Raw genomic sequence first — 24,062 nt, forward strand, 5'->3', positions numbered from 1 at the left:
TTGATTTGGGCCAAACTTGTTGGAGATAAACCATATGGCGTATGCATATGGCGACGCCCGGCGCGAGAAATGCGTCGGGGTGTAGACCGCTTGATATCGGAATCAGCGGGTGCGGACGCCGTCGAGCACGGTGCCGATCATGTTGTCGCCGAGCGCGACCAGGCTGAAAGAGCCCGGTTCGAACATCCAGTTGCGGATCAGGCCATCCATCAATGCCCACATGCCGGTCGCCAGCAGGCGCGGATCGACGTCCTGGCGGATCAGTCCACCGGACTGGGCCAGCTCCAGGCGTTCGACCACCTGGGCGATCAGGTCGCCCTTGCTCTGGCGCCGGCGCACGCGCACGGCGTCCATCTCGCTGACGAATTCCACTTTCAGCGAAGCAATTTCCAGTACGCGCCGCGCCTGCGGATTGGTTTCAGTAACGCGAAAGATCTCGACGAAGAACTGGCGCAGATCGCCCAGCACGGTGCTCGCATCCGACTTGCCCAGGCTGCTCAGGGCGCATTCGAACGGCAGCGTCACCCGCTCCATCATGGCGTTGAACAGCGCGCCCTTGTCGTCGAAATGCCAGTAGATCGCACCGCGCGTCACACCGGCAGCCGTTGCGATATGCTGCAAGGTCGTACGCGAAACTCCTTGTTCGACAAACAATTTCTCCGCAGCATCAAGAATGCTGTCTCGCGTGGCTGCCGCTTCTTCTTTTGTCCTGCGGGCCATGTCTTCTCCGTTTTTGAGTGGTCCTGCACGTTAAACATACACTCGTGATAGTATATAAAAAAATGCGACAAAGCCAGTGATGCAAGCGTGCGCGGGTCCCAAGAGGATACCCGAGGGCGCTTGCGTCTTTTCCAAAAAACCAGAAGGAAGCACGTAATGCGCTCTGCCCACTCCTCAACTCTATCGCTCACCCGGATCGCCGCCTGCACGCTGATGGCCGTGACCCTGCTGTCGGCTTGCGGCAAGAAAGACGCCGCCCAGGCCGGCCCCGGCGCCGGCGGCCAGATGCCGGCGCCGGAAGTCGGCGTCGTCACCACCAAGTTCGAATCGGTCGCGCTGCAAACCGAACTGCCGGCACGCGCCGAGCCGGTACGCACCGCCCAGGTCCGCGCCCGCGTCAACGGCGTCGTGCTCAAGCGCCTGTTCACCGAAGGCAGCGAAGTCAAGGAAGGGCAGTCGCTGTTCCAGATCGACCCCGCACCATACCAGGCCCAGCTGGCCGCCGCCCAGGCCGACCTCGGCCGCGCCCAGGCCACGCTGACCCAGGCCGCCGCCCAGGCCGAGCGCTACAAGCCGCTGGTCGAAGCCAACGCCATCAGCAAGCAGGAGTATACCAACGCCGTCGCCGCCCAGAAGCAGGCCGAAGCCGCCGTGGCCGCCTCGCGCGCCCAGGTGCGCATCGCCCAGATCAATTCCGGCTACGCCAGCGTCAACGCCCCGATCTCGGGCCGCATCGGCCGCGCCCTGGTCACCGAAGGCGCCCTCGTCTCGGCAACCGAAGGCACCCAACTGGCGCTGATCCAGCAAACCAGCTCGATGTACCTGAACATCACCCAGTCGGCCACCGAACTGCAGCGCCTGCGCAAGCAGGCCGGCAATGGTAACGGCCTGGCCAAGGACATGCCGGTCACCGTGCTGCTCGACGACGGCACCGAACTGCCGACCCGCGGCAAGCTGCTGTTCTCGGACGTGACCGTCGATCCGGGCACCGGCCAGGTGACCCTGCGCGCGACCGTCCCGAACGCGGACAACGCCCTGCTGCCGGGCCAGTACGTGCGCGTGCGCGTGGCCCAGTCGCAGCTCCCGAACGGCATCGTGGTGCCGCAGCAGGCCGTCACCCGCGGCGGCGCCCAGGGCGACACCCTGATGGTCGTCGGCCCGGACAACAAGCCGACCCCGCGTACCGTCAAGATCGCGTCGGGCCAGGGCTCGAACTGGATCGTCACCGAAGGCCTGAAGGAAGGCGAACGCGTGATGGTCGACGGCTTCCAGAAGCTGCAGATGCTGCCGCCGGGTACCCCGGTCAAGGCAGTGCCATGGCAGCCGCGCGCGGAAGCTACCGCCGCCGCTCCTGCCGCCGCACCGGCTGCCCCAGCGGGTGGTCAGAACGCCACGGCCAATGCCGGCCAGGCCGCCGCCAACAACGCGCGCCAGCTGCCGGCTTCGGCCCCGTCGGGCTCCACCGCGGGCGCCGCACCGGCCGCCGCCTCGACCGCACGCTAAGCGCTCCAGGCACAGAACAGGACTATTGCAATGGCACGTTTCTTTATTGACCGCCCTATTTTCGCCTGGGTGATCGCGCTGTTCATCATGGTGATCGGCGCGGTCTCGATCACCCAGCTGCCGATCGCCCAGTATCCGAACGTGGCTCCGCCATCGATCGTGATCAACGCCGCCTATCCGGGCGCATCGGCACAGACCCTGGAAGACTCCGTCATCTCCGTCATCGAACGCGAGATGAACGGCTCTCCGGGCCTCGTCTACATGGAGTCGAGCAGCACCGCCAACGGCAGCGGCTCGATCACCCTGACTTTTGAAACCGGCACCAATCCGGAGCTGGCCCAGGTCGACGTCCAGAACCGCCTGTCGCGCGCGGCCCCGCGCCTGCCGGCGGCGGTGAACCAGCAGGGCGTCCGTGTCGACAAGGTGCGCGCGAACTTCCTGCTGTTTACCATCCTCTCGTCGGACGATCCGAAGTGGGACCCGATCGCGCTGGGCGACTACGCCTCGCGCACGGTGCTGCCCGAGATCCAGCGTATCAAGGGCGTCGGTACCGCGCAGCTGTTCGGTACCGAGCGCGCGATGCGCGTCTGGATCGATCCGGCCAAGCTGGTGGGCTTCCGCCTGTCGCCGGCCGACGTCAACAACGCGATCCGCAGCCAGAATGCCCAGGTGGCATCGGGCACCATCGGCGACCTGCCGCTGGCGCAAGGCCAGGAAATCACCGCGACCGTGGTCGTGACCGGCCAGCTGTCGACCGTCGAACAGTTCGGCAACATCGTGCTGCGCGCGAACCCGGACGGTTCGACCGTGCGCCTGAAAGACGTGGCGCGCCTCGAAATCGGCGGCCAGGCCTACGGCACCTCGGCGCGCCTGAACGGCAAGCCTTCCACCGGTATCGGCGTCCAGCTGGCGCCATCGGGTAACGCGCTGGAGACCGCGAAGCTGGTGCGCCAGCGCATGGACGAACTGTCGAAGTACTTCCCGGCCGGGATGAAGGCCACCGTGCCCTTCGACAGCTCGAAGTTCATCGACATCTCGATCGAGCAGGTGCTGCATACCCTGGTCGAAGCGCTGGTGCTGGTGTTCCTGGTGATGTACCTGTTCCTGCAGAACTTCCGCTATACGATCATTCCGACCATCGTGGTGCCGGTCGCGCTGCTCGGGTCGCTGGGCACCCTGCTCGCGCTGGGCTATTCGATCAACGTGCTGACCATGTTCGGCATGGTGCTGGTCATCGGTATCGTCGTCGACGATGCGATCGTGGTCGTCGAGAACGTCGAACGCATCATGTCGGAAGAAGGCCTGCCGCCGCTGCAGGCGACCCGCAAGGCCATGGGCCAGATCTCGGGCGCGATTATCGGCGTGACCGTGGTCCTGATGTCGGTGTTCGTGCCGCTGGCCTTCTTCGCCGGCGCGGTCGGCAACATCTACCGCCAGTTCGCGGTCGTCATGGTGTCTTCGATCGCCTTCTCGGCCTTCCTGGCGCTGTCGCTGACCCCTGCCCTGTGCGCGCACCTGCTGAAACCTGTCGAAGCCGGCCACCACCACGAGAAGAAGGGTTTCTTCGGCTGGTTCAACCGCCGCTTCGCGCGTACCGCCAAGGGTTACGAGGGCTGGGTCGGCAAACTGATCCGCGGATCGGGCCGCGCGCTGGTCGCTTTCGTGCTGGTGATCGGCCTGGTCGTGCTGCTGTTTAACCGCCTGCCGAACTCCTTCCTGCCGAACGAAGACCAGGGCTACGTGATCGCCAACATCCAGCTGCCGCCGGGCGCGACGCTGGAGCGCACGAATGAGGTCATGCGCACCGCCGAAAACTTCATCATGAAGCAGCCGGAAGTGGCGAACATGGTCAGCGTGCTGGGCTTCTCGTTCTCGGGCGCAGGCCAGAACATGGCGCTCGCCTTCATCCCGCTGAAGGACTGGAGCGAGCGCAAAGGCGAAGGTTCGAGCGCCCAGGCCCTGGCCGGCCGCATCATCGGCGGCCTGTCGGGCGTGCGCGACGCCTTCATCTTCGCACTGTCGCCTCCGCCGATCCCTGAACTGGGCCGCGGCACCGGTTTCAGCTTCCGCCTGCAGGACCGTGGCGGCAACGGCCACAACGCCCTGCTGGCTGCCCGTAACCAGCTGCTCGGCATGGCCGCGCAAAGCCCGATCCTGGCCGGCGTGCGTCCGGAAGGCCTGGAAGACGCGCCGCAGGTGATGCTCGACATCGACCGCGACAAGGCGCAGGCGCTGGGCGTGAGCTTTGACGCGATCAACACCGCGATCTCGACCGCGCTCGGTTCGTCGTATGTGAACGACTTCCCGAACGCCGGCCGCCTGCAGCGTGTCGTGGTGCAGGCCGAGGCCAGCGCCCGCATGCAGCCGGACGACCTGCTGCGCCTGAACGCCCTGAATACCCAGGGCCAGCCGGTGCCGCTGTCCTCGTTCGCCACCACCAAGTGGGTGACCGGTCCGATGCAGACCCTGCGCTACAACGGCTATCCGGCGATGAGCATTTCGGGCGACGCCAAGCCGGGTTATTCGACCGGCGACGCGCTGGCCGAGATGGAAAAGCTGGCCGCCAAGCTGCCGCCTGGTTTCGCCTTCGAGTGGACCGGCCAGTCGCGCGAGGAACAGCTCTCCGGCGGCACGATGGGCATCCTGATGGCCTTCTCGCTGCTGGCGATCTTCCTGGCCCTGGCCGCGCTGTATGAAAGCTGGTCGATCCCGGTGTCGGTGCTGCTGGTGGTGCCATTCGGTATCCTCGGCGCCGTGCTGGCGGCCATGCTGCGCAGCTACCCGAACGACGTGTACTTCAAGATCGGCCTGGTGACCATCATCGGCCTGGCGGCGAAGAACGCGGTGCTGATCATCGAATTCGCGAAGGACTTGCAGGCGCAGGGACGCTCGCCGATGGAAGCGGCGATCGAGGCGGCGCACCTGCGCTTCCGTCCGATCATCATGACCTCGCTGGCATTCATCCTCGGCGTGCTGCCGCTGGTGATCGCAGGCGGCGCCGGCTCGGCTTCGCAGCGCGCGATCGGTACCGGCGTGATGGGCGGTATGATGACCGCGTCGACGCTGGGCGTGCTGTTCGTCCCGATGTTCTTTGTCGTGGTGCGCAAGATCTTCAAGGGCAGCGAACGCCAGCGCAAGAAGTACGCGCACGAGGAAGATGCCGCGACCGCAATCCAGGAAAAAATATGATCGCTATGATGAAAAAACTGACTCCCCTGGCACTCGCAATGACGCTGGCCGGCTGCATGTCGCTGGCGCCGAAGTACGAACGTCCGGCCGCGCCGGTGGCCCAGGCCTTCCCTGAACTGCCGAAGGCCGGCGGCACCACGCTGCCGACGGCAACCTCGGAAGCGCCGGCCAAGCTGGAATGGCAGCGCTTCTTCGCCGACGCGCGCCTGCGCCAGCTGATCGAGCTGTCGCTGGCGAACAACCGCGACCTGCGCGTGGCGGTCGCCAATATCGAGCAGGCGCGCGCCCAGTACCGCATCACGCGCGCCGACCGCGTGCCGACCGTCTCGGCCATCGTCAGCGGCAACCGCCAGACCACCGGCGAAGACCAGCCGATTTCGAGCGTGTACCAGGCCGGCTTCGGCGTCTCGGCGTTTGAGCTGGACCTGTTCGGCCGCGTGCGCAACCTGTCGCAAGCCGCGCTGGCGCAATTCCTCGCCACCGAGGAAGCGCGCAAGACGACCCAGATCAGTCTGATCGCACAGGTAGCGAATACCTACCTGACGATGCTGGCCGACGAAGAGCTGCTGGCCATTACCGAGCAGACCGTGAAGACCCGCGAAGAGTCGGACCGCCTGACGCGCCTGCGCTTTGAAAATGGTGTGGTCTCCAAGCTGGAACTGCAGCAGTCGGCCTCGCTGGTCGAGACGGCGCGCGCCACGCTGGCGCAATTCCAGCGCCAGCGCGCGCAGGACGTGAACCTGCTGACCCTGCTGGTGGGCCAGACCATTCCCGACAACCTGGTGCCGGGCGCGACGCTCGCGACCACCGAGCTGCCCGACCTGCCGGCCGGCCTGCCGTCCGATTTGCTGATCGCCCGTCCGGACATCCGCGCGGCCGAGCAGCAGCTGGTCGCGGCCAACGCCAACATCGGCGCGGCGCGCGCGAACTACTTCCCGCGCATCTCGCTGACCGGGTCGGTGGGCAGCGCCAGCACCGAGCTGTCGGGCCTGTTCAAATCCGGCTCCTTCGGCTGGACCTTCGCGCCGCAGGCCGTGCTGCCGATCTTCGACCTGGGCCGCGTGAGCGCCGGCGTCGATGCGGCCAAGGCCGGCCGCGACATCGCGGTGGCCCAGTACGAGCAGTCGATCCAGACCGCGTTCCGCGAAGTGGCGGACGCGCTGGCCGGCCAGGCCACCTTCAGCGAGCAGCTGCGCGCCCAGCGCGCCGTGGCGCTGGCCGAGCAGGACCGCTTCAACCTGTCCGACCTGCGCTACAAGAGCGGCGCGGCCAGCTACCTCGACCTGCTGGATGCCCAGCGTTCGCTGTTCCAGGCCCAGCAGCTGGCGGTGCAGGCCAACCTGGCGCGTCTGCAGAACCAGGTCACGCTGTACCGCGTACTGGGTGGGGGCTGGATCGAGCCCGCATCGAACGCGCAAGCGGCACGCTGATCGGCGGCTCCGTCGTGAAAAAACCGAGACTGCGTGTCTCGGTTTTTTTATGCCTGCCTGGTCAGCGAATACACGACTTCGGTCGCGCCGGGCTCATGCCGCAGCCACCCTTGCGCCGCGTAGAAGCGGTCGGCCCGGGTGCCGGGCGTCGTACTCAGGTGGACGCGCTCGTGGCCCAGCGCGAACAGCCAGTCGACCGCCTGCGCCAGCAGCGCCCGGGCGAGCCCGCGTCCCTCGTGTCCCGGGCAGACGAAGAGCGCCCAGATGGAAGCGTTCTCCTTGTCCGCGTAGCAGAAAGCGACGACTTCGCCATTTCCTTCGGCGACCCAGCCGCGGCCCGACTTGTCCAGGAAGTCCAGGTACATTTGCGGCGTAACGCGCGCCGGGTCGGACAGGACGTTTTCGGTCACGGACAGGCGGATGCGCGACATCGCGGGGATGTCGGCGCCGACGGCTTGCCTGAACGAGGGGATGTAGCGCAGCGGCTGCCGGGGCTGGATGGATGTTTGCATGGCCGGACTATACCGCAAGCGCCGCGGCCTGCGGCACCTGCAGTCGAGGCTGCGTCCGGATGCCGGAGCTGGGACCGGCCTTCTGCTCAGCGCTGCGCCACCCGCGAAGTCAGCACGACGACCTGGGCCAGGGCCGGATCGGGCCGATAGCGCATCGTCATTTCGTCGCCCGCGGTGCCCTGGGCGAATACCATGTTGACGCTGCCGTCGGCGGATACGAACCTGTGGCGCGCAACCGCGGCGAGACGGATCGGCTTTTGCTGGTCGATGGTGGCCTCGATGTACTCCGGCGCGGTCCTGACCCGCATGACCCAGCCGTTCGAGAGTTCGTAATCGCCGCCGATTTGCTTTGCATCGTCGGGGCGCACCCAGTATGCCCTTGCCGGCGCCGTCACCTGCACGGTATTGAGGGCGGCCGCGCCGGACTGCGGGTAAGGTAACTGCTGTGCCCCCGCGCTCGCGGCCAGCATGAGCAGGGATGCGGGAAACAGGAGGGAGGCAGGACGCATGATCGTTCCTTCGTAATGCAAGCTCGGGCCGTCGGGACGGCAGCGCCGCACTCCGGACAAGGCGCACGCAGGCCCGGTGCGCGCGCCTCCTCGCGATCGCTCAGCGCTGCGCCAGCCGCGACGAGATCACGACCACCTGGGCCAGGCGCGGGTCCGGCCGATAGCTCATCAGCATCTCGTCGCCGGCCTCGCCGCGGTTGAATTCCATCGTCACGTTGCCGTCGGCCGAAACGAATCTGTCGTCGCCGACCGAGACCAGCCGCATCGGTTGCTGGTCGTCGATGGCGGCGTCGATGTGGCGCGACGCCGGGCGCACCTTCATGTGCCAGCCGTTCGACATCGCATAGGAACCGGCGAGTTCGCGCGCCTGGACCGGGTCGATCCAGGAAGTCTTCATCGGCGCGGTCACCTGCACGGTCGAGAGCGGCGCGGTCTGGGGATAAGGTTGGGTCTGGGCGAGCGCGCCGGAGGCCAGCAAGGCGAGGGGTACAAGCGAGGATGCGGGAAGCAGCAGGGAGAGCGGACGCATGATGACTCCTTCAGGAAACGTGGATGGGCGTTCGGGACAGTCACCACGCCGGGCGGCGCGATGCCCTGCCCTGGAAGAGCCGCAATGGGCGATGCCGATCGCGGATAAGCCCAGTCTAGGGCAGTGCCTGCCATGCACAAGGGGTAACGATGGGGTAATCACGAAACAATCTCGATCCGTCCGGATTCAGATTCGGATGATATGACTCGAAATCGCGCATGCAGACGCGCCTTTTCGTATCGCGATGGCTGTCCTTGCACTGGTGCACCGGTGCGTCCCTGCTGCGTGAACTTGGCTAGACTGAACCGGTCTACCAGTTGATGGCTTCAACCGACGCCGAGAGACTGTCATGCGGAATTTTTTTCACTCACACTGGAAAGTCGTTGTCGCGCTCATCCTGCTCATCCTGGTCGCGGTGCTCACGGTGAGTCCGACCTCGACTTCCGCCGCTGCGCCGCCGCTGGCCGAGCGCCTGCGTGCGCACGTGAGCGCGATCGCGTCCAGGGAGCACAACACGGGCACGCCGCTCGAGCTCGAGCGCGCGGCCGCCTACATCGAAACGGCGCTAATGCAGGCCGGCTACCGGCCGGTGCGCCAGGAATACGCCGCAGGCAGTCAGCGGGTGCGCAATATCGAGGTTGCCGTCGGCAATGTCGCGCCCGGCCAGCGTCCGGAGCGGATTTTCATCGTCGGTGCGCACTACGATTCGGCGCCCGGAGCGCCGGGGGCCAACGACAACGGCAGCGGCACGGCGGCCGTGCTGGAACTGGCGCGTCTCTTGAAAAACGTGCAGCTCGGCGCCGGCACCGAGCTGCGCTTCGTGCTGTTCGTGAACGAGGAGCCGCCCTGGTTCATGGGCGAACAGATGGGCAGCATGGTGCATGCGGCCGAGATGAAGAGACAAGGGCAGCCGGTGCAGGCGGCGCTGGTGCTGGAGACGATGGGCTACTACACGGATGCGCCGAACAGCCAGCAGCTGCCGCCAGGGCTTGAAGGCCGTTATCCTTCTACGGGCAACTTCATCGCCTTTGTCGGCACGCTGGAATCGTCGGGCCTGGTGCGCGAGGCGCTGGCGGCGTTCAGGGCGCACTCGGATTTTCCGGCCGAAGGGCTGGCGGCGCCGGCGCATACGACTGGGGTGACGCTGTCGGATCATTCGTCGTACAACAAGCATGGGTATCCGGCGTTGATGATTACGGATACGGCGTTCATGCGCTATCCGTATTACCACACGGTGGAGGATACGCCGGAGAAGCTCGATTACGAGAGCATGGCGCGCGTGGTCAACGGGTTGGCGAGGACGATTGTGGCCCTTGCTGGAGCGAAGCAAGGGTAGGAGCAGCGGGGATGCATAGGGTGGACCGCGTGGACGGAGTCCACCCTACGTTATTTCGAATCGCCGAGGAACATCTCTTGCAGGTCGTTGAGGAAGCGCTGGCCCAAATTAGTCGGGCGGATCAGCTTGAAGTCGCGGGTCAATAGGCCCTTGGCTTCGGCGGCATCCAAAGCCTTGCTGATGGCGGTGATGCTCATGCCGGTGCGCTCGTTGAACAGGTTCGGATCGAAGCCGCCCGTCAGGCGCAGGGTATTGAGCATGAACTCGAAGCCCATGTCGGCGCGCGCGATCTCGTGTTCTTCCTGGATCGGGTTGCCGCGCCTGGCCGCTTCCATGAAGGAGTTCGGCTGCTTGAAGCGGGCCTGGCGCAGGATGCGGTGCGGGAAGGAGAGCTTCGAGTGCGCGCCGGCGCCGACGCCGAGGTAGTCGCCGAAGGTCCAGTAGTTCAGGTTGTGGCGCGCCTGGCGGCCGGGCCGCGCGTAGGCCGAGACTTCGTAGTGCTCGTAGCCCTTGGCCGCCATCGTCTCCGCGATCATGTCCTGCATGTCGGCGCTGGCGTCGTCGTCGGGCAGAGTCGGCGGGTACTTGGCGAAGACCGTGTTCGGCTCCATCGTCAGGTGGTACAGCGACAGGTGCGGCGGCGCGAACGACAGCGCCGTCTTCAAATCGTGCTCGGCCTGGGCCAGCGTCTGCGATGGCAGCGCGTACATCAGGTCGAGGTTGAAGTTGTCGAAGGTAGACGTCGCGATCTCGACCGCGCGCAAGGCTTCGCGCTCGTCATGGATGCGGCCCAGCGATTTCAGGTGTTCGCCGTTGAAGCTCTGGATGCCGATCGACAGGCGGTTCACGCCGCTGGCGCGGAAGTGGCGGAACTTCTCGATCTCGAAGGTGCCCGGATTGGCTTCCATCGTGATCTCGGCGTCGATCTCCAGCGGCAGCAAGGTGCGCACGTCCGACAGCAGGCGATCGAGGCCGGCGGCCGACATCAGGCTCGGCGTGCCGCCGCCGATGAAGACCGTGTGGATCTTGCGGCCCCAGATCAGCGGCAGCGACTGCTCGAGGTCGAGGCGCACCGCGTCCAGGTATTCCTTTTCCGGCAGCTCGCCCTTGGCCTCGTGCGAATTGAAGTCGCAGTAGGGGCACTTGCGCACGCACCAGGGGAAGTGGATGTAGAGCGACAGCGGCGGCAAGGCCGTCAGGTTGAGCGCGCCCGGCTGCAGGTACTGCAGGGCCGCGGTGGCGGGATTACGCGGTTCGCTGGCGCTCGTGCTTGTGCCTGCGCCGACGACTTTAATCGGGATCATTTCAGTTTCTCGACCAGTGCGCGCAGGGCCTGGCCACGGTGCGAGCGCGCATTCTTTTCGTCAGGGGTCAGCTCGGCCGTGGTCTTGCCCAGTTCCGGAATCAGGAAGTGCGGATCGTAGCCGAAGCCATTCCCGCCGCGCGGCGTGTCGATGATGACGCCGTCCCAGCGGCCGTCGGCGATTACCGGTTGCGGATCGTCGGCATGGCGCACGTAGACCAGCACGCAGTAGTAATAGGCCGATTTATCCGCCTTGCCGGCCAGGTCCGCGACCAGCTTTTCATTGTTGCGCGCGTCCGATTTCGGCTCGCCGGCGAAGCGCGCCGAATACACGCCCGGCGCGCCGGCCAGCGCGTTCACGCACACGCCCGAATCGTCGGCCAGCGCCGGCAGGCCGGTCAGGCGCGCGGCGTGACGGGCCTTTTCGAGCGCGTTTTCGACGAAGGTGGCGTGCGGCTCCTCGGCTTCCGGGACGTCGAATTCGCCTTGCGGATGCAGGGTGAAACCGATCGGGCCGAGGATTTGCTGGAATTCCTTCAGCTTGCCGGCGTTGTTGGAGGCGAGGACGAGGCGTTGGGTCATGGTGGGAATGGATGGGTGGAGCGAAGGGGCATATTTTACCCCGTCGGGGACCGTCGCGTCCCACCACATTGATTGACGGCCGAGCCAACACGAATCATACGGTGATACCGCGTGGGCACGGAGTGCCCACCCTACGCAATGCCCAGTGCGCCTTTCTGCAGACGCACCAGTTCCTTGATTCCGCTGTCGGCCAGGTCGAGCAGGCGGTTCATGCCCGCGCGGTCGAAAGCAGCGCCTTCGGCCGTCCCCTGCACTTCGATGAAGTGCCCCGCCTCCGTCATCACCACATTCATGTCGGTATCGCAGCCCGAATCCTCGACGTAATCGAGATCCAGCACCGGCGTGCCCTGATAGACGCCGACCGAGATCGCGGCGACGAAATGCTTCACGGGCACGGCCGGTAGCAGCCCGCGGGCGACCAGGGCGCTGAAAGCATCGTAGGCCGCGACCATCGCGCCCGTGATCGAGGCCGTGCGGGTGCCGCCATCGGCCTGGATCACGTCGCAATCGAGGTGCAGGGTGCGCTCGCCGAAGGCTTCCAGATCGAATGCGGCGCGCAGCGAGCGGCCGATCAGGCGCTGGATCTCTTGCGTGCGGCCGGACTGCTTGCCGCGCGCGGCCTCGCGGTCCATGCGGGTATGGGTCGAGCGCGGCAGCATGCCGTATTCGGCCGTCAGCCAGCCCTGCCCTTTGCCCTTCAGGAAGCCCGGCACCTTGTCTTCGATGCTGGCGGTGCAGATCACCTTGGTGTCGCCGCACTCGATCAGGACCGAACCTTCGGCGTGCTTGGTGTACTGGCGGGTGATGCGGATGCTGCGCAGCTGGTCGACTGCGCGGCCGCTCGGGCGGGTGGTGAACGTCATGGCGAACCTTTGTCTATTTGAGTAAGTGGGACGACTTTTCGATGGCCTGGTTGATCTCGGCGATCGCCTTTTCGATGGCGTCTTCGTCGAAAGGATCGGCATTGGGATCGAGCGCGCCGGCATTGCTGATGGTGCTGCTGACCTGGTCCTCGGGCAGGAGCTGGGTCGAGATCACGTTCGGATCGGCGACGCCGAGACGATCTGCGCGGTCGGCGCCCTGCCAGCGGATCGCCAGCGCGGTGGTGTTGTCGGCGCGCGGGCCGCCGATGGCGACCGCCATGCTCACCAGTTCCGGCACCGCCTCGACCACGCTGCGGCTGGCGAGCTTCTGCACGATCTCGGCATCCGGCACCATCGACCACAATCCGTCGGAGCAAAGCAGCAGCACGTCGCCCGCTTCCAGGCTGGCCTGGCGCGACAGCTCCAGGCGCGGCGTCGTGCTGCCGCCCAGGCAGTTGTACAGCTTGTTGCGGTCGGGGTGGGTCGCGCGTTCGGCGGGACTGGCCAGGCCCCTGGCGATCAGGTATTCGAGGTGCGAGTGGTCGCGCGTCTGCGCCAGTACCTGGTTGCGGCGCGTCCAGTACAGGCGCGAATCGCCGCAATGGGCCCAGATGGCGCAGTTGTGCTGCACCAGGCAGACGACCACCGTCGTGCGCGGACTCTCGGCCAGCTGGTGGCGCGCGGCGTAGGCCAGGATGTCGCGGTGGGCCTGCATCAGCGCTTCTTCGAGAAAGCGCTCCGGCTTCTTGATGTAGGGCCGCGCCTGCATCTGGAACATCATCGACAGGGTCTGCATCGCGATGGTCGAGGCGATCTCGCCGTGCTGGTGGCCGCCCATGCCGTCGGCCAGCACCAGCAGCAGCGCGTCGCGCGTGAAGCAGTAGCCCATGCGGTCCTGGTTGAGCTTGCGCCCGCCGATATGGCTGTGCTGGTAGACGGAAAACTGCATGGCTGCTCCTTGGATTGGTTACTTGCCGGCGCGCTTGATGCCGCCGATGCGGCCCAGCAGGCCCCTCAGCCCACCTTGTCCGCTGGCCGGCGGCGGCACCTCGGGTTCGGCCGCGAGCGGCCTGGCGGGCGCCGTCTGCAGTACCTTGTGCACGGCGAACACGCTGGGCGGGCGCGCCATCGGATCGAGCGCAAGGCAGGCGCGCACGGTCGCCACCAGCTCGGGCGAATAGGCGCCTTCCAGCTTGGCGAACTGGTCGTCCAGCTTGTCGCCCTGCCTGCGCGCATCGGCCGCTTGCGGCGGCATACCGAACATGCAGGCGTACATGGCCGCGCCCAGGCTGTAGATGTCGGACCAGGGACCGAGCGGCTGGCCCTTGGTGTAAAGCTCGGGCGGCGCGAAGCCCGGCGTGTACATCGGCGCCAGCATCGGCGAATCGAGCCCGGCCGCCTGGCGCGCGGCGCCGAAGTCGAGCAGGATGGGCGAGCCGTCGCTGCGCAGGTAGATGTTGGCCGGCTTCAGGTCCAGGTGCAGCAGCTTGTTGGCGTGGGTTTCGCGCAGGCCGCGGCAGACGCCGTCGAAGGTCTTGCGGACAAAACCTTCGCCCAGGCGGCCGCCCTTGGCATTGCTGCGGGCGATGTGCTCCTGCAGCGACTGGCCCGACTCGTAGGCCATGACCATGTAGACCGTATCGTTGGCACGAAAGAAGTTCACGATGCGCACCACGTTCGGGTGGTTGATGCGCGCCAGCGCCCTGCCCTCTTCGAAAAAGCACTTCAGGCCGATGCGAAACAGCGGCTGGTTCGGCCGCGCGATCAGGGGCACGAGTTCGCCCGGCTGGCGCAGCGCCAGCGCGCTGGGCAGGTATTCCTTGATGGCGACTGCGCTGCCGTCGGCATCATATGCAAGATAGACAATACTGAACCCGCCGGACGCGATTTTCTTTACAATGCGATAACCGGCAATCTCCAGCCCTTCCGGCAAGGGTGCGTTATTTTGTACGGCCATACTGAAGAGTTCCTTGCATAACACGGCGATTGTGTGGATAAATGTCGGACTTGTAAAGAATAATGAGCGCCTGACAAAAGCCGCAGGGCAAGGCGCATCGTCGAAGACAGTACGTGGGTACGGCGAGACGATGTAACGCAGCCATGCGGTTTTTGTCGGGTGCTCTAAAAACCGGGGACATTAGTGAGCATTTCAAGCATGACAGGCTATGCGGTGGCCACCAGCGAAGGCGCGGCGGGCACCCTGACGATCGAGATCAAGAGCGTCAATTCGCGCTTCCTCGATCTCCAGTTCCGTATCAACGACGAACTGCGCGCGCTGGAACCGGACCTGCGCGCCGCCATCATGGCCGCCATCACCCGCGGCAAAGTCGAAGCGCGCCTCTCCTTCGGACGCAAGGTCGCCGGCGGCGCCCAGGCGCTGAACCAGGCGCTGCTGGCCGACCTGGCCCGCCTGCAAGGCGAAGTCAGCCAGCACTTCCCGCAGGCGCAAGCCATGTCGGTGGCCGAGCTGCTGCGCTGGCCGGGCGTGGTCGAGGAATCGCACATCGGCCAGGAATCGCTCCAGGCCGACGTCGCCGCCCTCACCGCCAGGACCATCGCCGCCTTCGTCGACAGCCGCAAGCGCGAAGGCGCGGCGCTGGAAGCGATGCTGCAATCGCGCATCGACTCGATGGAAGCCATCGTCAAGCGCATCACCCCGCTGATCCCGCAAGTGATCGCCCAATTCCAGCAAAAAGCCGTCGAGCGCATGCAGGACGCGCTGGGCCTGGCCGGCCACGGCAACCCGTCGACGCTGACGCGACAGGAAGTATTCGAGCGGATTCGCCAGGAAGTCACCCTGTACGGCATCCGCATCGACGTGTCCGAAGAGTTGTCTCGTCTGTCGGCGCACCTGAACGAGACCCGTCACATCCTGAAAAAAGGCGGCCAAGTCGGCAAGCGCCTCGACTTCATGATGCAGGAACTCAATCGCGAGGCGAATACGCTGGGCGCCAAGGCATCCGTCAAGGAGCTGGCAGATGCGTCGATGGAGCTCAAATTGCTGATCGAGCAGATGCGGGAGCAGGTGCAGAACCTGGAGTAAAACCAATTTACATGGCGGTGCGATGATCTCGCAGCCGCTTGGACGCGTGGACGGGGGACCCGCCCACCCTACGGGTATATCGGAGACGTTTCTGGCATACACGTAGGGTGGGCGGGTTTCCCGCCCACGCGTTCAGCTATATGATGAACAATCGCGATAAGAAACAAAGGAAACACCCATGATCACCACCGCTTTCTCCGGCAGCCTGTTCATTGTCGCCGCCCCTTCCGGCGCCGGCAAATCGACCCTGGTCAACGCGCTGCTGGCAAAAGAGCCGGGCATCGAGCTCTCGATCTCGACCACCACGCGCCAGCCGCGTCCGGGCGAGCAGGATGGCCGCGAGTACCATTTCACGACCGCCGAAGACTTCGTGCGGCGCGCCGAGCGCGGCGAATTCCTGGAATGGGCCGAGGTGCACGGCAATTACTACGGCACCAGCCGCCTGACCGTCGAAGAAAAAATGAAGACCGGCACCGACATCCTGCTGGAAATCGACTGGCAGGGCGCGCGCCAGGTGAAGAAGCAGTTCCCGGATGCGGCGGGCATTTTCATCCTGCCGCCGTCGATCGAGGCGCTGGAAGAGCGCCTGCACAAGCGCGGCACCGACGAACCGCACATCATCACGCGCCGTTTGCTGGCTGCGGGGGGCGAGATCGCTCACGCTCCCGAGTTCGAATATGCTATCATCAACGAAGAGTTCAACGTCGCCTTGGCCCAACTACAGGCGATTGTCCAGGCGACTCGTTGCCGCTTCGCCCAACAGGCTGCCCGCAACGCCTCGCTGTTTGCCCAACTGGGTATCCACGCGATTCAACCGACTTAATTCAACTAACGTAACAGAAGCTCGAGAAACCGTAGCGAGCGGAAGAAGTTTTGGCCGAGAAGCGCAGCTGTACTTGAGTACAGCGAGCATCGCAGGCCAAAAATTCGACGCGCAGTAGGTTTATCGAGCTTCCACCACAGGAGCTACCATGGCCCGCATCACCATCGAAGATTGCCTCAAGAACGTCCCGAACCGCTTCCAGCTGACCCTGGCCGCGACCTATCGCGCACGCCAGCTGCTGCAGGGCCACACCCCGAAGGTCGAAGCCAAGGACAAGCCGACCGTCGTCGCCCTGCGCGAAATCGCCGCCGGCAAGGTTGGCCTGGAAATGCTGAAAAAAGTGCCGATGTAAGAGCACCGTTGCCAGACTGTGTCGATGCCTGATTCTGTTATTCTGTCACCACACTGCGGCGATCGACATAACGTATGAACCTGTTCCCCCCGGACTCGACACAATCAGGCAACACCACCGCCCGGACCAAGCGTCCGGGCAAGCCGCAAGACCTCCCTGAGCCGCCGGCACCCGGCGTTGCCTCGGTCACCCAGCTGGTCAACCAGCTGTCGGAATACCTCACTCCCGTCGAACTGAAGAAGGTCAAGGAAGCTTACCGCTTCTCCGACGAGATGCATCTCGGGCAAGTCCGCAAATCGGGCGAGCCGTATATCTCCCATCCGATCGCCGTTGCCGAGATCTGCGCCGAGTGGAAGCTCGACGCCCAGGCCATCATGGCCGCCCTCCTCCACGACGTCATCGAAGACCAGGACGTCAAGAAGGAAGAGCTGATCGAGCGCTTCGGCCCGCAGGTGGCCAACCTCGTCGACGGCCTGTCGAAACTGGAAAAGATCGAGTTCCAGAGCCTGGTCGAAGCGCAGGCGGAAAACTTCCGCAAGATGCTGCTGGCGATGGCGTCCGACGTGCGCGTGATCCTGATCAAGCTGGCCGACCGCCTGCACAATATGCGCACGCTGGGTGTGATGACGCCGGCGAAAAAGCGCCGCATCGCCGGCGAGACGATGGAAGTGTATGTGCCGATCGCGCATCGCCTCGGCCTGAACAACATCTACCGCGAGCTGCAGGACCTGGCGTTTTCGCACCTGTACCCGCTGCGCTACCGCACCCTGTCGAAGGCGGTGAAGGCGGCGCGCGGCAACCGGCGCGAGGTGGTCAAGAAGATCCTGGAAGCGGTCAAGAACACGCTGTCCATGGGCGGCATCCATGCCGAAGTCTACGGCCGCGAGAAGACCCTGTTCGGCATCTATAAAAAGATGCGCAACAAGCACCTGTCCTTCTCGCAGGTGCTGGACGTGTACGGCTTCCGCATCGTCGTGGATACGGTACCCAACTGTTATGTGGCGCTCGGCACCCTGCACGGCCTGTACAAGCCGATGCCGGGCAAGTTCAAGGACTACATCGCGATCCGCAAGCTGAACGGCTACCAGTCGCTGCACACCACCCTGATCGGCCCCTACGGCACCCCGGTCGAATTCCAGATCCGCACCCAGGACATGCACCGCACCGCCGAGAGCGGCGTGGCGGCGCACTGGCTGTACAAGACGGGCGACCAGAACATGTCGGACCTGCAGCAGCGTACCCACGCCTGGCTGCAGTCGCTGCTCGACATCCAGCAGCAGACCGGCGACTCGGCCGAATTCCTCGAGCACGTCAAGGTCGACCTGTTCCCGGATTCGGTGTACGTGTTCACGCCGAAGTCGAAGATCATCGCCCTGCCGCGCGGCGCCACGGCGCTCGACTTCGCCTATTCGATCCACACCGGCATCGGCGACCACACGGTGGCGGTGAAAATCAACAACGAAACCCAGCCGCTGCGCACCGAACTGCACAACGGCGACATCGTCGAAATCGTCACCGACCCGGATTCGCGCCCGAGCCCGACCTGGCTCAGCTACGTACGCACCGGCAAGGCGCGCTCGGCGATCCGCCACCACCTGCGCACGATCAACGTCAACGAGTCGGTGGAACTGGGCCAGGAACTGCTGGCGCAGGCACTGGCCGCCCGCAACATCGAACCCGAACTGCCGGCCAGTACGATCGACAAGCTGCTGGCCGAATCCTCGGCCAAGTCGATGGACGAGCTGTACGCCGACATCGGCATCGGCAAGCGCATGCCGGCGCTGGTGGCGCGCCACATCTTCGGCCTGATGGACGGCGGCGAGTCGGACGCCCTGCCCTCGAACCTGCCGCTGTCCGGCGACATCGACCCGGTCACGATCTACGGCAGCGAAGGCGTCTCGGTGCAACTGGCGCCCTGCTGCCTGCCGATCCCGGGCGACCAGATCACGGGCCAGTTGCGGCGCGACCAGGGCCTGGTGGTGCACACCTGCGACTGCCTGCCGGCGAAACGCCTGCGCGTGAAAGAACCGGACCGCTGGATCGCCGTGCAATGGGGCGAGGAACTGAACCGCCGCTTCGACTGCCGCATCCGCCTGCTGATCAACAACGAAAAGGGCATCCTCGCGCGCGTGGCGGCCGAGATCGGCGAATCGGACGGCAACATCACCTATGTCGGCATGGACGAGGACGACGAGAACATGATGACGCAGTTGCGCTTCACGATTCAGGTGAAGGACCGGGTGCATCTGGCGCATTTGATTCGCAACCTGCGGCGCGTGGCGGGAGTCAATCGCGTGGAGCGCGAGCGGGCCTGAGGCCGATTCAGTGCACCTCATCATTAAAAAAGCCCACTATTCAGTGGGCTTTTTCATGAATCCTACGCATCCTGGTTTCTGGGTTTAGTCCGACGTGCTTCGGACCACTTCGTGCAGGCGCCGTACGAAAGTGTCGAGGTCGATGCGCATCGTCCCTTCATCCCAGAACGCAATCACATCCTCCAGCACGGCGACCCGTTCAGGGAAAAGCAGCGTGACGTCGAAGGTGTTGAACTCGAAAACCTGCCTGACCAGGAGCGGACGCGTCGCCTGTTCGCGCACGGCCTGGAGGATATCCGCGCACGCACTGGCGCCTTCCTGGCTGATGAACGCTTCCAGCAAGTCCATATCGTCTCTTCTTCGGCTAAAGCAGCTCAGGCGGCCAGCGCTACGGGAACGAACTTCATCGTCCAGTTGGTCTCCCAGGTCTGGCCCCCGTCGTTGGAGAACGCCTGCTCCCAGGTCGGATTCCTGCCCGGCAGCGCCGTCCAGGTGAAGCGCACCTTGATCGCCTGCCCGTCGAGCACGTCGTCGGCGAAGAACAGGCCGACGCCATTGGAAAATTTACCCACGACCGGCACGTCGAGCGCGGTCGGGTTGCGCCCGTCCAGCCACCAGATCGACCAGGTGCCGGTCTTCGCGCAGTAGGAGCGCATCGCCAGCGCACGCACGCGCCCGTCGGGGAAGTCGAGGATGTTGTCTTCGAGGTTGCCGAAGCCGCCGAGCGTCTTGGCGGTGGAGGAACGGCCGCTGAACGTGGTCCACTCGCCGCAGCCCTGCAGGCGGGCGTTCAGGCGCCGGTGTTCGACGGTCCAGTCGCCGATGATGAAATCGAAGTCGGTCGGTGCGTTCGTTTCCAGCGGCAGCGGCATGGCGGTTCCCTATGTTTGTGGTGACCGCATTGTGCCATTCTGCGTATCAAAAAAGCAATCTTCGCTAGTCGAAGGCCAGCGCCAGGATCCGGTCGAAAGCGTCGCAGGCGCCGGCGCAGGCGTCGGCCACTTCGGCTTCGCTGCTCACTTCGGCGCGCAGGGCTTCCATGAAGGCGCGCCAGCGCGGACCAGGTCCGCCCTCGCCCGCGCCGCGCAGGTAGCGCAGCGGATGCGGCGCCAGCTGCTCCGCCAGGCGTTTATAGAGCACGGCGCCGCCCAGCTGCGAGCCTTCGACGACATAGGCCACGCCCCAGCGGTAGGCCGGCGAGGCATCGATCGGCCAGGGCGCCGCGTGGGACTGCGGCGCTGCGTTGCAGCCAGCCAGCGAAGATTCGGCCAGGTCGGCCTCGATCAGCGCCAGGTGCGGGGCCGCGGCCGGGCCGGCCGGGCCTTGGGGGCCGTCGGTGTAGCCTTGCTGCCAGGCGGCGAGCGGCGCCAGCCATGCGCGCAGCAATTGCAGATGCTGGCAGTAGTCGGCCAGGGTGGCGTCGGGCGCGGAGAGCGGCAAGCCGCTGTCGAGGCGTTCGTGGCGAGAGGAGGTGGCCCGCCGCAGCGCGGCCAGGACGTCGGACTCGCGTGCGGTGTCGATGGGACGATTCATAAAGGGCTCAGGTACGGCAATCAGCCATCTTACCAGCCCGGTCGATTTCAGTCCGTTACCGGTTCGGGATACTCGACCGAGACGATTTCCAGCTCGTCGCTGCCCTGCGGCGTCTGCAGGGTGGCGACATCGCCTTCGCGGCACTTGGTCAGCGCGCGCGCCACCGGCGAGACCCAGCTGATGCGCCCGCGCAGCGGATCGAGCTCGTCGACGCCGACGATGGTGACAGTGTGTTCCTCGCCCGCCTTGTTGACATAGGTGACGGTGGCGCCGAAGAAGACCTGGTCGTTTCCGTAATGCACGCTCGGATCGACGACGAAGGCCGAATCCATGCGCTTGGTGAGGAAGCGGATGCGGCGGTCGATCTCGCGCAGACGGCGCTTGCCGTAGATGTAGTCGCCGTTTTCCGAGCGGTCGCCGTTCGAGGCCGCCCAGTGCACGACGCGCACGACTTCCGGACGGTCGACGTCGATCAGCTGCAGCAATTCATCCTTGATGGCTTTGTAGCCGGCAGGGGTGATGTAGTTCTTGGCGCCGGCGGGAATCGCCTGCGCCAGGGCGACGGCTTCGTCATCGTCGTCGTTCTCGGACTCTTTTACAAATGCCTTGTTCATTCGTCCATTGTAGCTCCAGATCGGGCGCCCTGAAAAACCGTTGCCGGATTGCTCAGCTTCGCCTAAGGATTGCTGCCGTGGATGCCGTATCATGCGCAACATGACGAGCCCTTCTCCCACCCGCAGCCCGCTGCTGGCGCCCCTGCTCTACGTGGTGGCGCTCCTGCTGCTGGCCGAGCAATGGCTGTGGGAGACCGGCAGCCGCTTTGCCAGCGGCCTGGCCACCTGGCCGCCGCTGCGCATGCTGGAAAACGGCATCCGGCGCTTGCCGCCCTGGGCTGCCCTGCTCGCCTTTGCCCTGCCCGGCCTGCTGCTGTTGCCGGTCAAGTTCCTGGCCCTGCTCGCGATTGCCCACGGCCATGCCCTGACCGGTTTGCTGGTCTTCATCGTCGCCAAGCTGGGCGGCGCGGTGGTGGTGGCGCGCATCTACGTGTTGACCCTGCCGTCCTTGCTGGCGCTCGTCTGGTTTGCGCGGTGGCACAATCGCTTCATCATGTTCAAGGACCAGCTCATCGCCCGCCTGCGGGCCAGCGCCATGTACGCCCAGGCCCGCCGATCGTTTTCGAGCCTGCGCCGTTCGCTGCGCCGGCTGCGCCAACAATTGCGCCCTTCGGTGCCCTTCGGCAGCCGCCACGCCACGCGCAGCGCGCGCGCCCTGCGCCGCTTCGTTTCTCTCTGGCGCCGGCGCCGCAAACCAGAAAACGACAGGCCATGACGACCACCGAACCCCTGCTGGCCGCCCCGATGCACGCCGCCCCGGCCGAAATCCTGCTGATCGACGCCGCCACGCTGGCCCTGGTCGACATGAACACCAGCGCCCGCGCCAACCTCGGCTACGACGGCGCCATGCCGCAGGGCCTGCGCGCAAGCGACGTCGCCCCCGGACTGGACGACGGCGCCTTGGGCGCGCTGCTGGCCGGCCTGAGCGAGGACATCGGCGACCAGCGCTGCCTGCGCACCGAATTGCGACGGGCCGACGGCAGCAGCTATCCGGCCAAGCTGACCTTCCTGCGCACCCAGCGCGACGGCCGCGCGCTGCTGCTGGCGATCGGCGACGACCTCTCGCCCGAGCAGGCGGCATCGAGCGCGCTGGCGCAATACCAGACGCGCTTCAATGCCATCGTCGATCACACGCCAGGCCTGGTCTACCAGTTCCTGCTCGCCGCCGACGGCCGCCATTCCTTTCCCTACCTCAGCGAAGGCTGCGCCTCCCTGCTCGGCGTGCAGCCGGCCCAGCTGCAGCTCGACCCCGACCTGTTCCTGCGCCTGATCCTGCCGGAAGACCGCAAGGGCTACCTGGAAGCGATGGCGGTGTCGAAGATTTCCTTATCAAGCTGGAACTGGGAAGGCCGGATCTGGATCGATGCCTGGAAAGACGTCAAATGGATCAACCTGCGCGCCACGCCCCATGCCGCCGGCGGCGGTGCGGTCCAGTGGGACGGCATCATGACCAATATCACCGACAGCAAGATCGAGCAGCAGGAAGCCCTGCGTTCGCGCGCGCGGCTGGCCGAACTGACCGAGCATAGCGAGCAGGTGAAGGAACAGGAGCGGGCCAGGATCGCGCGCGAGATCCACGACGACCTGGGCGGCAACCTCACCGCGATCAAGATGGCGCTGTCGATGCTGAGCAGCCGCCTGCCGCAGGACCAGCCCGCCCTGCTGGAAAAGGCGACCTACCTCGACGACCTGGTCGACCGCACGATCGAGGCCGTGCACCGCATCTCGCTCGACCTGCGGCCTTCGACCCTGGACCTGGGCATCGTCGCCGCGCTGGAATGGCAGGCGCGCGAATTCGAGAAGGGGTCCGGCATCGCCTGCATCTTCCGCAGCGCCGAGCGCGAGATCGAACTCGATCCGGACCATGCGGCGGCGCTGTTCCGCATCTTTCAGGAAGCGCTGACCAACGTCGCCAAGCATGCCGGCGCGACGCGCGTCACCGTGACTTTGCGCCGCCAGCGCCAGCACCTGACCCTGGCGATCTGCGACAACGGCCGCGGCATCGCCCCGGCCGACCGCCTGAAGCCGCATTCCTTCGGCCTGCGCGGCATGAGCGAACGGGCGCGCGCGCTGGGCGGCACGTTGACCTTGTCGGCGGCGCCCGGAGGTGGCACGATGGTGACCATCAAGATCCGATTGGCACCACCCGCCGCTCGTAGCGAACAGAAGGAACAATGACCGACAAAGCCACCATCCGCGTATTCATTGCCGACGACCACGCCATCGTGCGCGAAGGGTTAAAGCAGATCCTGGCCGAGCAGCGCGACATCGTCGTCGCCGGCGAGGCTGAGAACGGCCTGGATGCGATCAAGCTCTTCCGCAAGTCGCGCTGCCATGTGATGCTGCTCGACATCTCCATGCCCGACCGCAACGGCATCGAAGTGCTCAAGCAGATCAAGCAGGAACGCCCGGAACTGGCCGTGCTGATGCTGTCGATGCACCGCGAAGACCAGTACGCGATCCGTGCCCTGAAGGCCGGCGCGGCTGGCTATCTGACCAAGCAGAGCGCGCCGCGCGAGCTGGTCACTGCGATCCGCCAGGTAGCAAGCGGCCAGAAATACGTCAGCGCCACGCTGGCCCAGGCGCTGGCGAGCCAGGTCGGCGCGGACCACGAAGCGCCGCCGCACGACGCTTTGTCCGACCGCGAGTTCCAGACGCTGACCATGATCGCCTCGGGCAAGACGGTGAGCGAGATCGCGCGCGAGCTGTCGCTGTCGGTAAAGACGGTGAGCGAGTACCGGGCGCGCCTGCTGGCGAAGATGAACCTGAAAACAAGTGCCGAACTGACCCATTATGCGATTCGCAACCAGTTAGTCGAGTAGGCCAGCTCATCCATTGCCGCTAAGTAAGAGACTTTCCGGCCTCTTTTCGCGCGATGACGAAAAGAAAAGATGCTTATCATTGCT

24 protein-coding genes are annotated in these 24,062 nt (G+C 65.4%); 11 read left to right on the forward strand and 13 right to left on the reverse strand.

What is annotated here, in order from left to right:
* Positions 1 to 102: 102 nt before the first annotated feature.
* Positions 103 to 720 carry a TetR family transcriptional regulator gene (locus ACFPQ5_RS16165; RefSeq protein ID WP_379757772.1) on the reverse strand — a complete coding sequence of 206 codons (618 nt, stop codon included), beginning with the start codon at positions 718 to 720 and terminating at the stop codon, positions 103 to 105.
* A 156-nt stretch (positions 721 to 876) separates the two neighbouring features.
* Between ACFPQ5_RS16165 and ACFPQ5_RS16170 the strand changes: the two genes are divergently transcribed.
* From ACFPQ5_RS16170 to ACFPQ5_RS16180, 3 genes are read left to right on the forward strand one after another with little or no spacing between them, the layout of a single operon-like run.
* On the forward strand, positions 877 to 2,223 hold the full coding sequence (locus ACFPQ5_RS16170) for an efflux RND transporter periplasmic adaptor subunit (protein WP_379757775.1): 1,347 nt from the start codon (positions 877 to 879) through the stop codon (positions 2,221 to 2,223).
* 30 nt (positions 2,224 to 2,253) lie between these two features.
* Positions 2,254 to 5,412 carry an efflux RND transporter permease subunit gene (locus ACFPQ5_RS16175; protein ID WP_379757778.1) on the forward strand — a complete coding sequence of 1,053 codons (3,159 nt, stop codon included), beginning with the start codon at positions 2,254 to 2,256 and terminating at the stop codon, positions 5,410 to 5,412.
* Positions 5,409 to 6,842, forward strand: coding sequence for an efflux transporter outer membrane subunit (locus ACFPQ5_RS16180; RefSeq protein WP_379757781.1), 1,434 nt, complete (start codon positions 5,409 to 5,411; stop codon positions 6,840 to 6,842). Before ACFPQ5_RS16175 ends, ACFPQ5_RS16180 begins: the two co-directional genes overlap by 4 nt.
* A 47-nt stretch (positions 6,843 to 6,889) precedes the next feature.
* Here ACFPQ5_RS16180 and ACFPQ5_RS16185 read toward each other — a convergent pair whose 3' ends face one another.
* The 3 genes from ACFPQ5_RS16185 to ACFPQ5_RS16195 all read right to left on the reverse strand — a co-directional run bounded on the left by ACFPQ5_RS16185 (position 6,890) and on the right by ACFPQ5_RS16195 (position 8,392).
* Positions 6,890 to 7,354, reverse strand: coding sequence for a GNAT family N-acetyltransferase (locus ACFPQ5_RS16185; protein WP_379757784.1), 465 nt, complete (start codon positions 7,352 to 7,354; stop codon positions 6,890 to 6,892).
* An 86-nt stretch (positions 7,355 to 7,440) separates the two neighbouring features.
* Positions 7,441 to 7,863, reverse strand: a complete 423-nt coding sequence (locus tag ACFPQ5_RS16190; RefSeq protein ID WP_379757787.1) for a hypothetical protein — start codon at positions 7,861 to 7,863, stop codon at positions 7,441 to 7,443.
* A gap of 100 nt (positions 7,864 to 7,963) precedes the next feature.
* Positions 7,964 to 8,392, reverse strand: a complete 429-nt coding sequence (locus ACFPQ5_RS16195) for a hypothetical protein (RefSeq protein ID WP_379757790.1) — start codon at positions 8,390 to 8,392, stop codon at positions 7,964 to 7,966.
* 349 nt (positions 8,393 to 8,741) lie between these two features.
* Here ACFPQ5_RS16195 and ACFPQ5_RS16200 point away from each other — a divergent pair, with 349 nt between their 5' ends.
* Complete coding sequence (locus ACFPQ5_RS16200) at positions 8,742 to 9,728, forward strand: M28 family peptidase (protein WP_379757793.1); 987 nt, start codon at positions 8,742 to 8,744, stop codon at positions 9,726 to 9,728.
* A 50-nt stretch (positions 9,729 to 9,778) separates the two neighbouring features.
* Here ACFPQ5_RS16200 and hemW read toward each other — a convergent pair whose 3' ends face one another.
* The 5 genes from hemW to ACFPQ5_RS16225 form a co-directional block, all read right to left on the reverse strand.
* A complete protein-coding gene (gene hemW / locus ACFPQ5_RS16205) occupies positions 9,779 to 11,032 on the reverse strand; it encodes a radical SAM family heme chaperone HemW (protein ID WP_379757796.1) in 1,254 nt (417 codons plus the stop codon).
* Positions 11,029 to 11,613, reverse strand: a complete 585-nt coding sequence (gene rdgB / locus ACFPQ5_RS16210; RefSeq protein ID WP_379757799.1) for an RdgB/HAM1 family non-canonical purine NTP pyrophosphatase — start codon at positions 11,611 to 11,613, stop codon at positions 11,029 to 11,031. Before rdgB ends, hemW begins: the two co-directional genes overlap by 4 nt.
* A 131-nt stretch (positions 11,614 to 11,744) precedes the next feature.
* Complete coding sequence (gene rph / locus ACFPQ5_RS16215) at positions 11,745 to 12,476, reverse strand: ribonuclease PH (RefSeq protein WP_379757803.1); 732 nt, start codon at positions 12,474 to 12,476, stop codon at positions 11,745 to 11,747.
* Positions 12,477 to 12,489: 13 nt separating this feature from the next.
* Positions 12,490 to 13,425: a PP2C family protein-serine/threonine phosphatase gene (locus tag ACFPQ5_RS16220; protein WP_379757806.1), complete on the reverse strand. Its 936-nt coding sequence runs from the start codon at positions 13,423 to 13,425 to the stop codon at positions 12,490 to 12,492.
* Between the two features lie 18 nt (positions 13,426 to 13,443).
* Positions 13,444 to 14,433: a serine/threonine protein kinase gene (locus tag ACFPQ5_RS16225; RefSeq protein WP_379757809.1), complete on the reverse strand. Its 990-nt coding sequence runs from the start codon at positions 14,431 to 14,433 to the stop codon at positions 13,444 to 13,446.
* A gap of 198 nt (positions 14,434 to 14,631) precedes the next feature.
* Here ACFPQ5_RS16225 and ACFPQ5_RS16230 point away from each other — a divergent pair, with 198 nt between their 5' ends.
* The 4 genes from ACFPQ5_RS16230 to ACFPQ5_RS16245 all read left to right on the forward strand — a co-directional run bounded on the left by ACFPQ5_RS16230 (position 14,632) and on the right by ACFPQ5_RS16245 (position 19,009).
* Positions 14,632 to 15,519, forward strand: coding sequence for a YicC/YloC family endoribonuclease (locus ACFPQ5_RS16230; RefSeq protein ID WP_379760135.1), 888 nt, complete (start codon positions 14,632 to 14,634; stop codon positions 15,517 to 15,519).
* 178 nt (positions 15,520 to 15,697) lie between these two features.
* Complete coding sequence (gene gmk, locus ACFPQ5_RS16235; RefSeq protein ID WP_379757812.1) at positions 15,698 to 16,342, forward strand: guanylate kinase; 645 nt, start codon at positions 15,698 to 15,700, stop codon at positions 16,340 to 16,342.
* A 148-nt stretch (positions 16,343 to 16,490) separates the two neighbouring features.
* Positions 16,491 to 16,694: a DNA-directed RNA polymerase subunit omega gene (gene rpoZ / locus ACFPQ5_RS16240; RefSeq protein ID WP_005665923.1), complete on the forward strand. Its 204-nt coding sequence runs from the start codon at positions 16,491 to 16,493 to the stop codon at positions 16,692 to 16,694.
* Between the two features lie 74 nt (positions 16,695 to 16,768).
* Positions 16,769 to 19,009: a RelA/SpoT family protein gene (locus ACFPQ5_RS16245; RefSeq protein ID WP_379757815.1), complete on the forward strand. Its 2,241-nt coding sequence runs from the start codon at positions 16,769 to 16,771 to the stop codon at positions 19,007 to 19,009.
* 84 nt (positions 19,010 to 19,093) lie between these two features.
* On the opposite strand, the gene ACFPQ5_RS16250 is transcribed toward ACFPQ5_RS16245, so the two are convergent.
* From ACFPQ5_RS16250 to greB, 4 genes are all read right to left on the reverse strand, one after another.
* Entirely contained in the window at positions 19,094 to 19,357 is a 264-nt protein-coding gene (locus ACFPQ5_RS16250; protein WP_379757818.1) for a hypothetical protein, read from the reverse strand.
* A 26-nt stretch (positions 19,358 to 19,383) separates the two neighbouring features.
* Entirely contained in the window at positions 19,384 to 19,881 is a 498-nt protein-coding gene (locus ACFPQ5_RS16255; RefSeq protein ID WP_379757820.1) for a DUF1579 domain-containing protein, read from the reverse strand.
* A 64-nt stretch (positions 19,882 to 19,945) separates the two neighbouring features.
* Positions 19,946 to 20,542, reverse strand: coding sequence for a biliverdin-producing heme oxygenase (locus ACFPQ5_RS16260; RefSeq protein WP_379757823.1), 597 nt, complete (start codon positions 20,540 to 20,542; stop codon positions 19,946 to 19,948).
* Between the two features lie 47 nt (positions 20,543 to 20,589).
* Positions 20,590 to 21,156 (reverse strand): transcription elongation factor GreB, encoded by a 567-nt coding sequence (gene greB / locus ACFPQ5_RS16265; protein WP_379757826.1) that lies wholly within the window; start codon positions 21,154 to 21,156, stop codon positions 20,590 to 20,592.
* Between the two features lie 91 nt (positions 21,157 to 21,247).
* Here greB and ACFPQ5_RS16270 point away from each other — a divergent pair, with 91 nt between their 5' ends.
* From ACFPQ5_RS16270 to ACFPQ5_RS16280, 3 genes are read left to right on the forward strand one after another with little or no spacing between them, the layout of a single operon-like run.
* Positions 21,248 to 21,871 (forward strand): hypothetical protein, encoded by a 624-nt coding sequence (locus tag ACFPQ5_RS16270; RefSeq protein ID WP_379757829.1) that lies wholly within the window; start codon positions 21,248 to 21,250, stop codon positions 21,869 to 21,871.
* Positions 21,868 to 23,334: a sensor histidine kinase gene (locus ACFPQ5_RS16275; RefSeq protein WP_379757832.1), complete on the forward strand. Its 1,467-nt coding sequence runs from the start codon at positions 21,868 to 21,870 to the stop codon at positions 23,332 to 23,334. Before ACFPQ5_RS16270 ends, ACFPQ5_RS16275 begins: the two co-directional genes overlap by 4 nt.
* The gene (locus tag ACFPQ5_RS16280; protein WP_379757835.1) at positions 23,331 to 23,978 is read left to right on the forward strand and encodes a response regulator; all 648 of its coding nucleotides are present in this window, start codon (positions 23,331 to 23,333) and stop codon (positions 23,976 to 23,978) included. Before ACFPQ5_RS16275 ends, ACFPQ5_RS16280 begins: the two co-directional genes overlap by 4 nt.
* The last annotated feature ends 84 nt before the right edge of the window (positions 23,979 to 24,062 follow it).

This window comes from Massilia suwonensis (assembly GCF_042655665.1).
Classification (GTDB): domain Bacteria; phylum Pseudomonadota; class Gammaproteobacteria; order Burkholderiales; family Burkholderiaceae_D; genus Telluria; species Telluria suwonensis.

Coding starts and splice junctions, on each gene's coding strand:
- ACFPQ5_RS16165 (WP_379757772.1), bottom strand. CDS start 720: ATGGCCCGCAGGACAAAAGAAGAAGCGGCAGCCACGCGAGACAGCATT.
- ACFPQ5_RS16170 (WP_379757775.1), top strand. CDS start 877: ATGCGCTCTGCCCACTCCTCAACTCTATCGCTCACCCGGATCGCCGCC.
- ACFPQ5_RS16175 (WP_379757778.1), top strand. CDS start 2,254: ATGGCACGTTTCTTTATTGACCGCCCTATTTTCGCCTGGGTGATCGCG.
- ACFPQ5_RS16180 (WP_379757781.1), top strand. CDS start 5,409: ATGATCGCTATGATGAAAAAACTGACTCCCCTGGCACTCGCAATGACG.
- ACFPQ5_RS16185 (WP_379757784.1), bottom strand. CDS start 7,354: ATGCAAACATCCATCCAGCCCCGGCAGCCGCTGCGCTACATCCCCTCG.
- ACFPQ5_RS16190 (WP_379757787.1), bottom strand. CDS start 7,863: ATGCGTCCTGCCTCCCTCCTGTTTCCCGCATCCCTGCTCATGCTGGCC.
- ACFPQ5_RS16195 (WP_379757790.1), bottom strand. CDS start 8,392: ATGCGTCCGCTCTCCCTGCTGCTTCCCGCATCCTCGCTTGTACCCCTC.
- ACFPQ5_RS16200 (WP_379757793.1), top strand. CDS start 8,742: ATGCGGAATTTTTTTCACTCACACTGGAAAGTCGTTGTCGCGCTCATC.
- hemW (WP_379757796.1), bottom strand. CDS start 11,032: ATGATCCCGATTAAAGTCGTCGGCGCAGGCACAAGCACGAGCGCCAGC.
- rdgB (WP_379757799.1), bottom strand. CDS start 11,613: ATGACCCAACGCCTCGTCCTCGCCTCCAACAACGCCGGCAAGCTGAAG.
- rph (WP_379757803.1), bottom strand. CDS start 12,476: ATGACGTTCACCACCCGCCCGAGCGGCCGCGCAGTCGACCAGCTGCGC.
- ACFPQ5_RS16220 (WP_379757806.1), bottom strand. CDS start 13,425: ATGCAGTTTTCCGTCTACCAGCACAGCCATATCGGCGGGCGCAAGCTC.
- ACFPQ5_RS16225 (WP_379757809.1), bottom strand. CDS start 14,433: ATGGCCGTACAAAATAACGCACCCTTGCCGGAAGGGCTGGAGATTGCC.
- ACFPQ5_RS16230 (WP_379760135.1), top strand. CDS start 14,632: ATGACAGGCTATGCGGTGGCCACCAGCGAAGGCGCGGCGGGCACCCTG.
- gmk (WP_379757812.1), top strand. CDS start 15,698: ATGATCACCACCGCTTTCTCCGGCAGCCTGTTCATTGTCGCCGCCCCT.
- rpoZ (WP_005665923.1), top strand. CDS start 16,491: ATGGCCCGCATCACCATCGAAGATTGCCTCAAGAACGTCCCGAACCGC.
- ACFPQ5_RS16245 (WP_379757815.1), top strand. CDS start 16,769: ATGAACCTGTTCCCCCCGGACTCGACACAATCAGGCAACACCACCGCC.
- ACFPQ5_RS16250 (WP_379757818.1), bottom strand. CDS start 19,357: ATGGACTTGCTGGAAGCGTTCATCAGCCAGGAAGGCGCCAGTGCGTGC.
- ACFPQ5_RS16255 (WP_379757820.1), bottom strand. CDS start 19,881: ATGCCGCTGCCGCTGGAAACGAACGCACCGACCGACTTCGATTTCATC.
- ACFPQ5_RS16260 (WP_379757823.1), bottom strand. CDS start 20,542: ATGAATCGTCCCATCGACACCGCACGCGAGTCCGACGTCCTGGCCGCG.
- greB (WP_379757826.1), bottom strand. CDS start 21,156: ATGAACAAGGCATTTGTAAAAGAGTCCGAGAACGACGACGATGACGAA.
- ACFPQ5_RS16270 (WP_379757829.1), top strand. CDS start 21,248: ATGCGCAACATGACGAGCCCTTCTCCCACCCGCAGCCCGCTGCTGGCG.
- ACFPQ5_RS16275 (WP_379757832.1), top strand. CDS start 21,868: ATGACGACCACCGAACCCCTGCTGGCCGCCCCGATGCACGCCGCCCCG.
- ACFPQ5_RS16280 (WP_379757835.1), top strand. CDS start 23,331: ATGACCGACAAAGCCACCATCCGCGTATTCATTGCCGACGACCACGCC.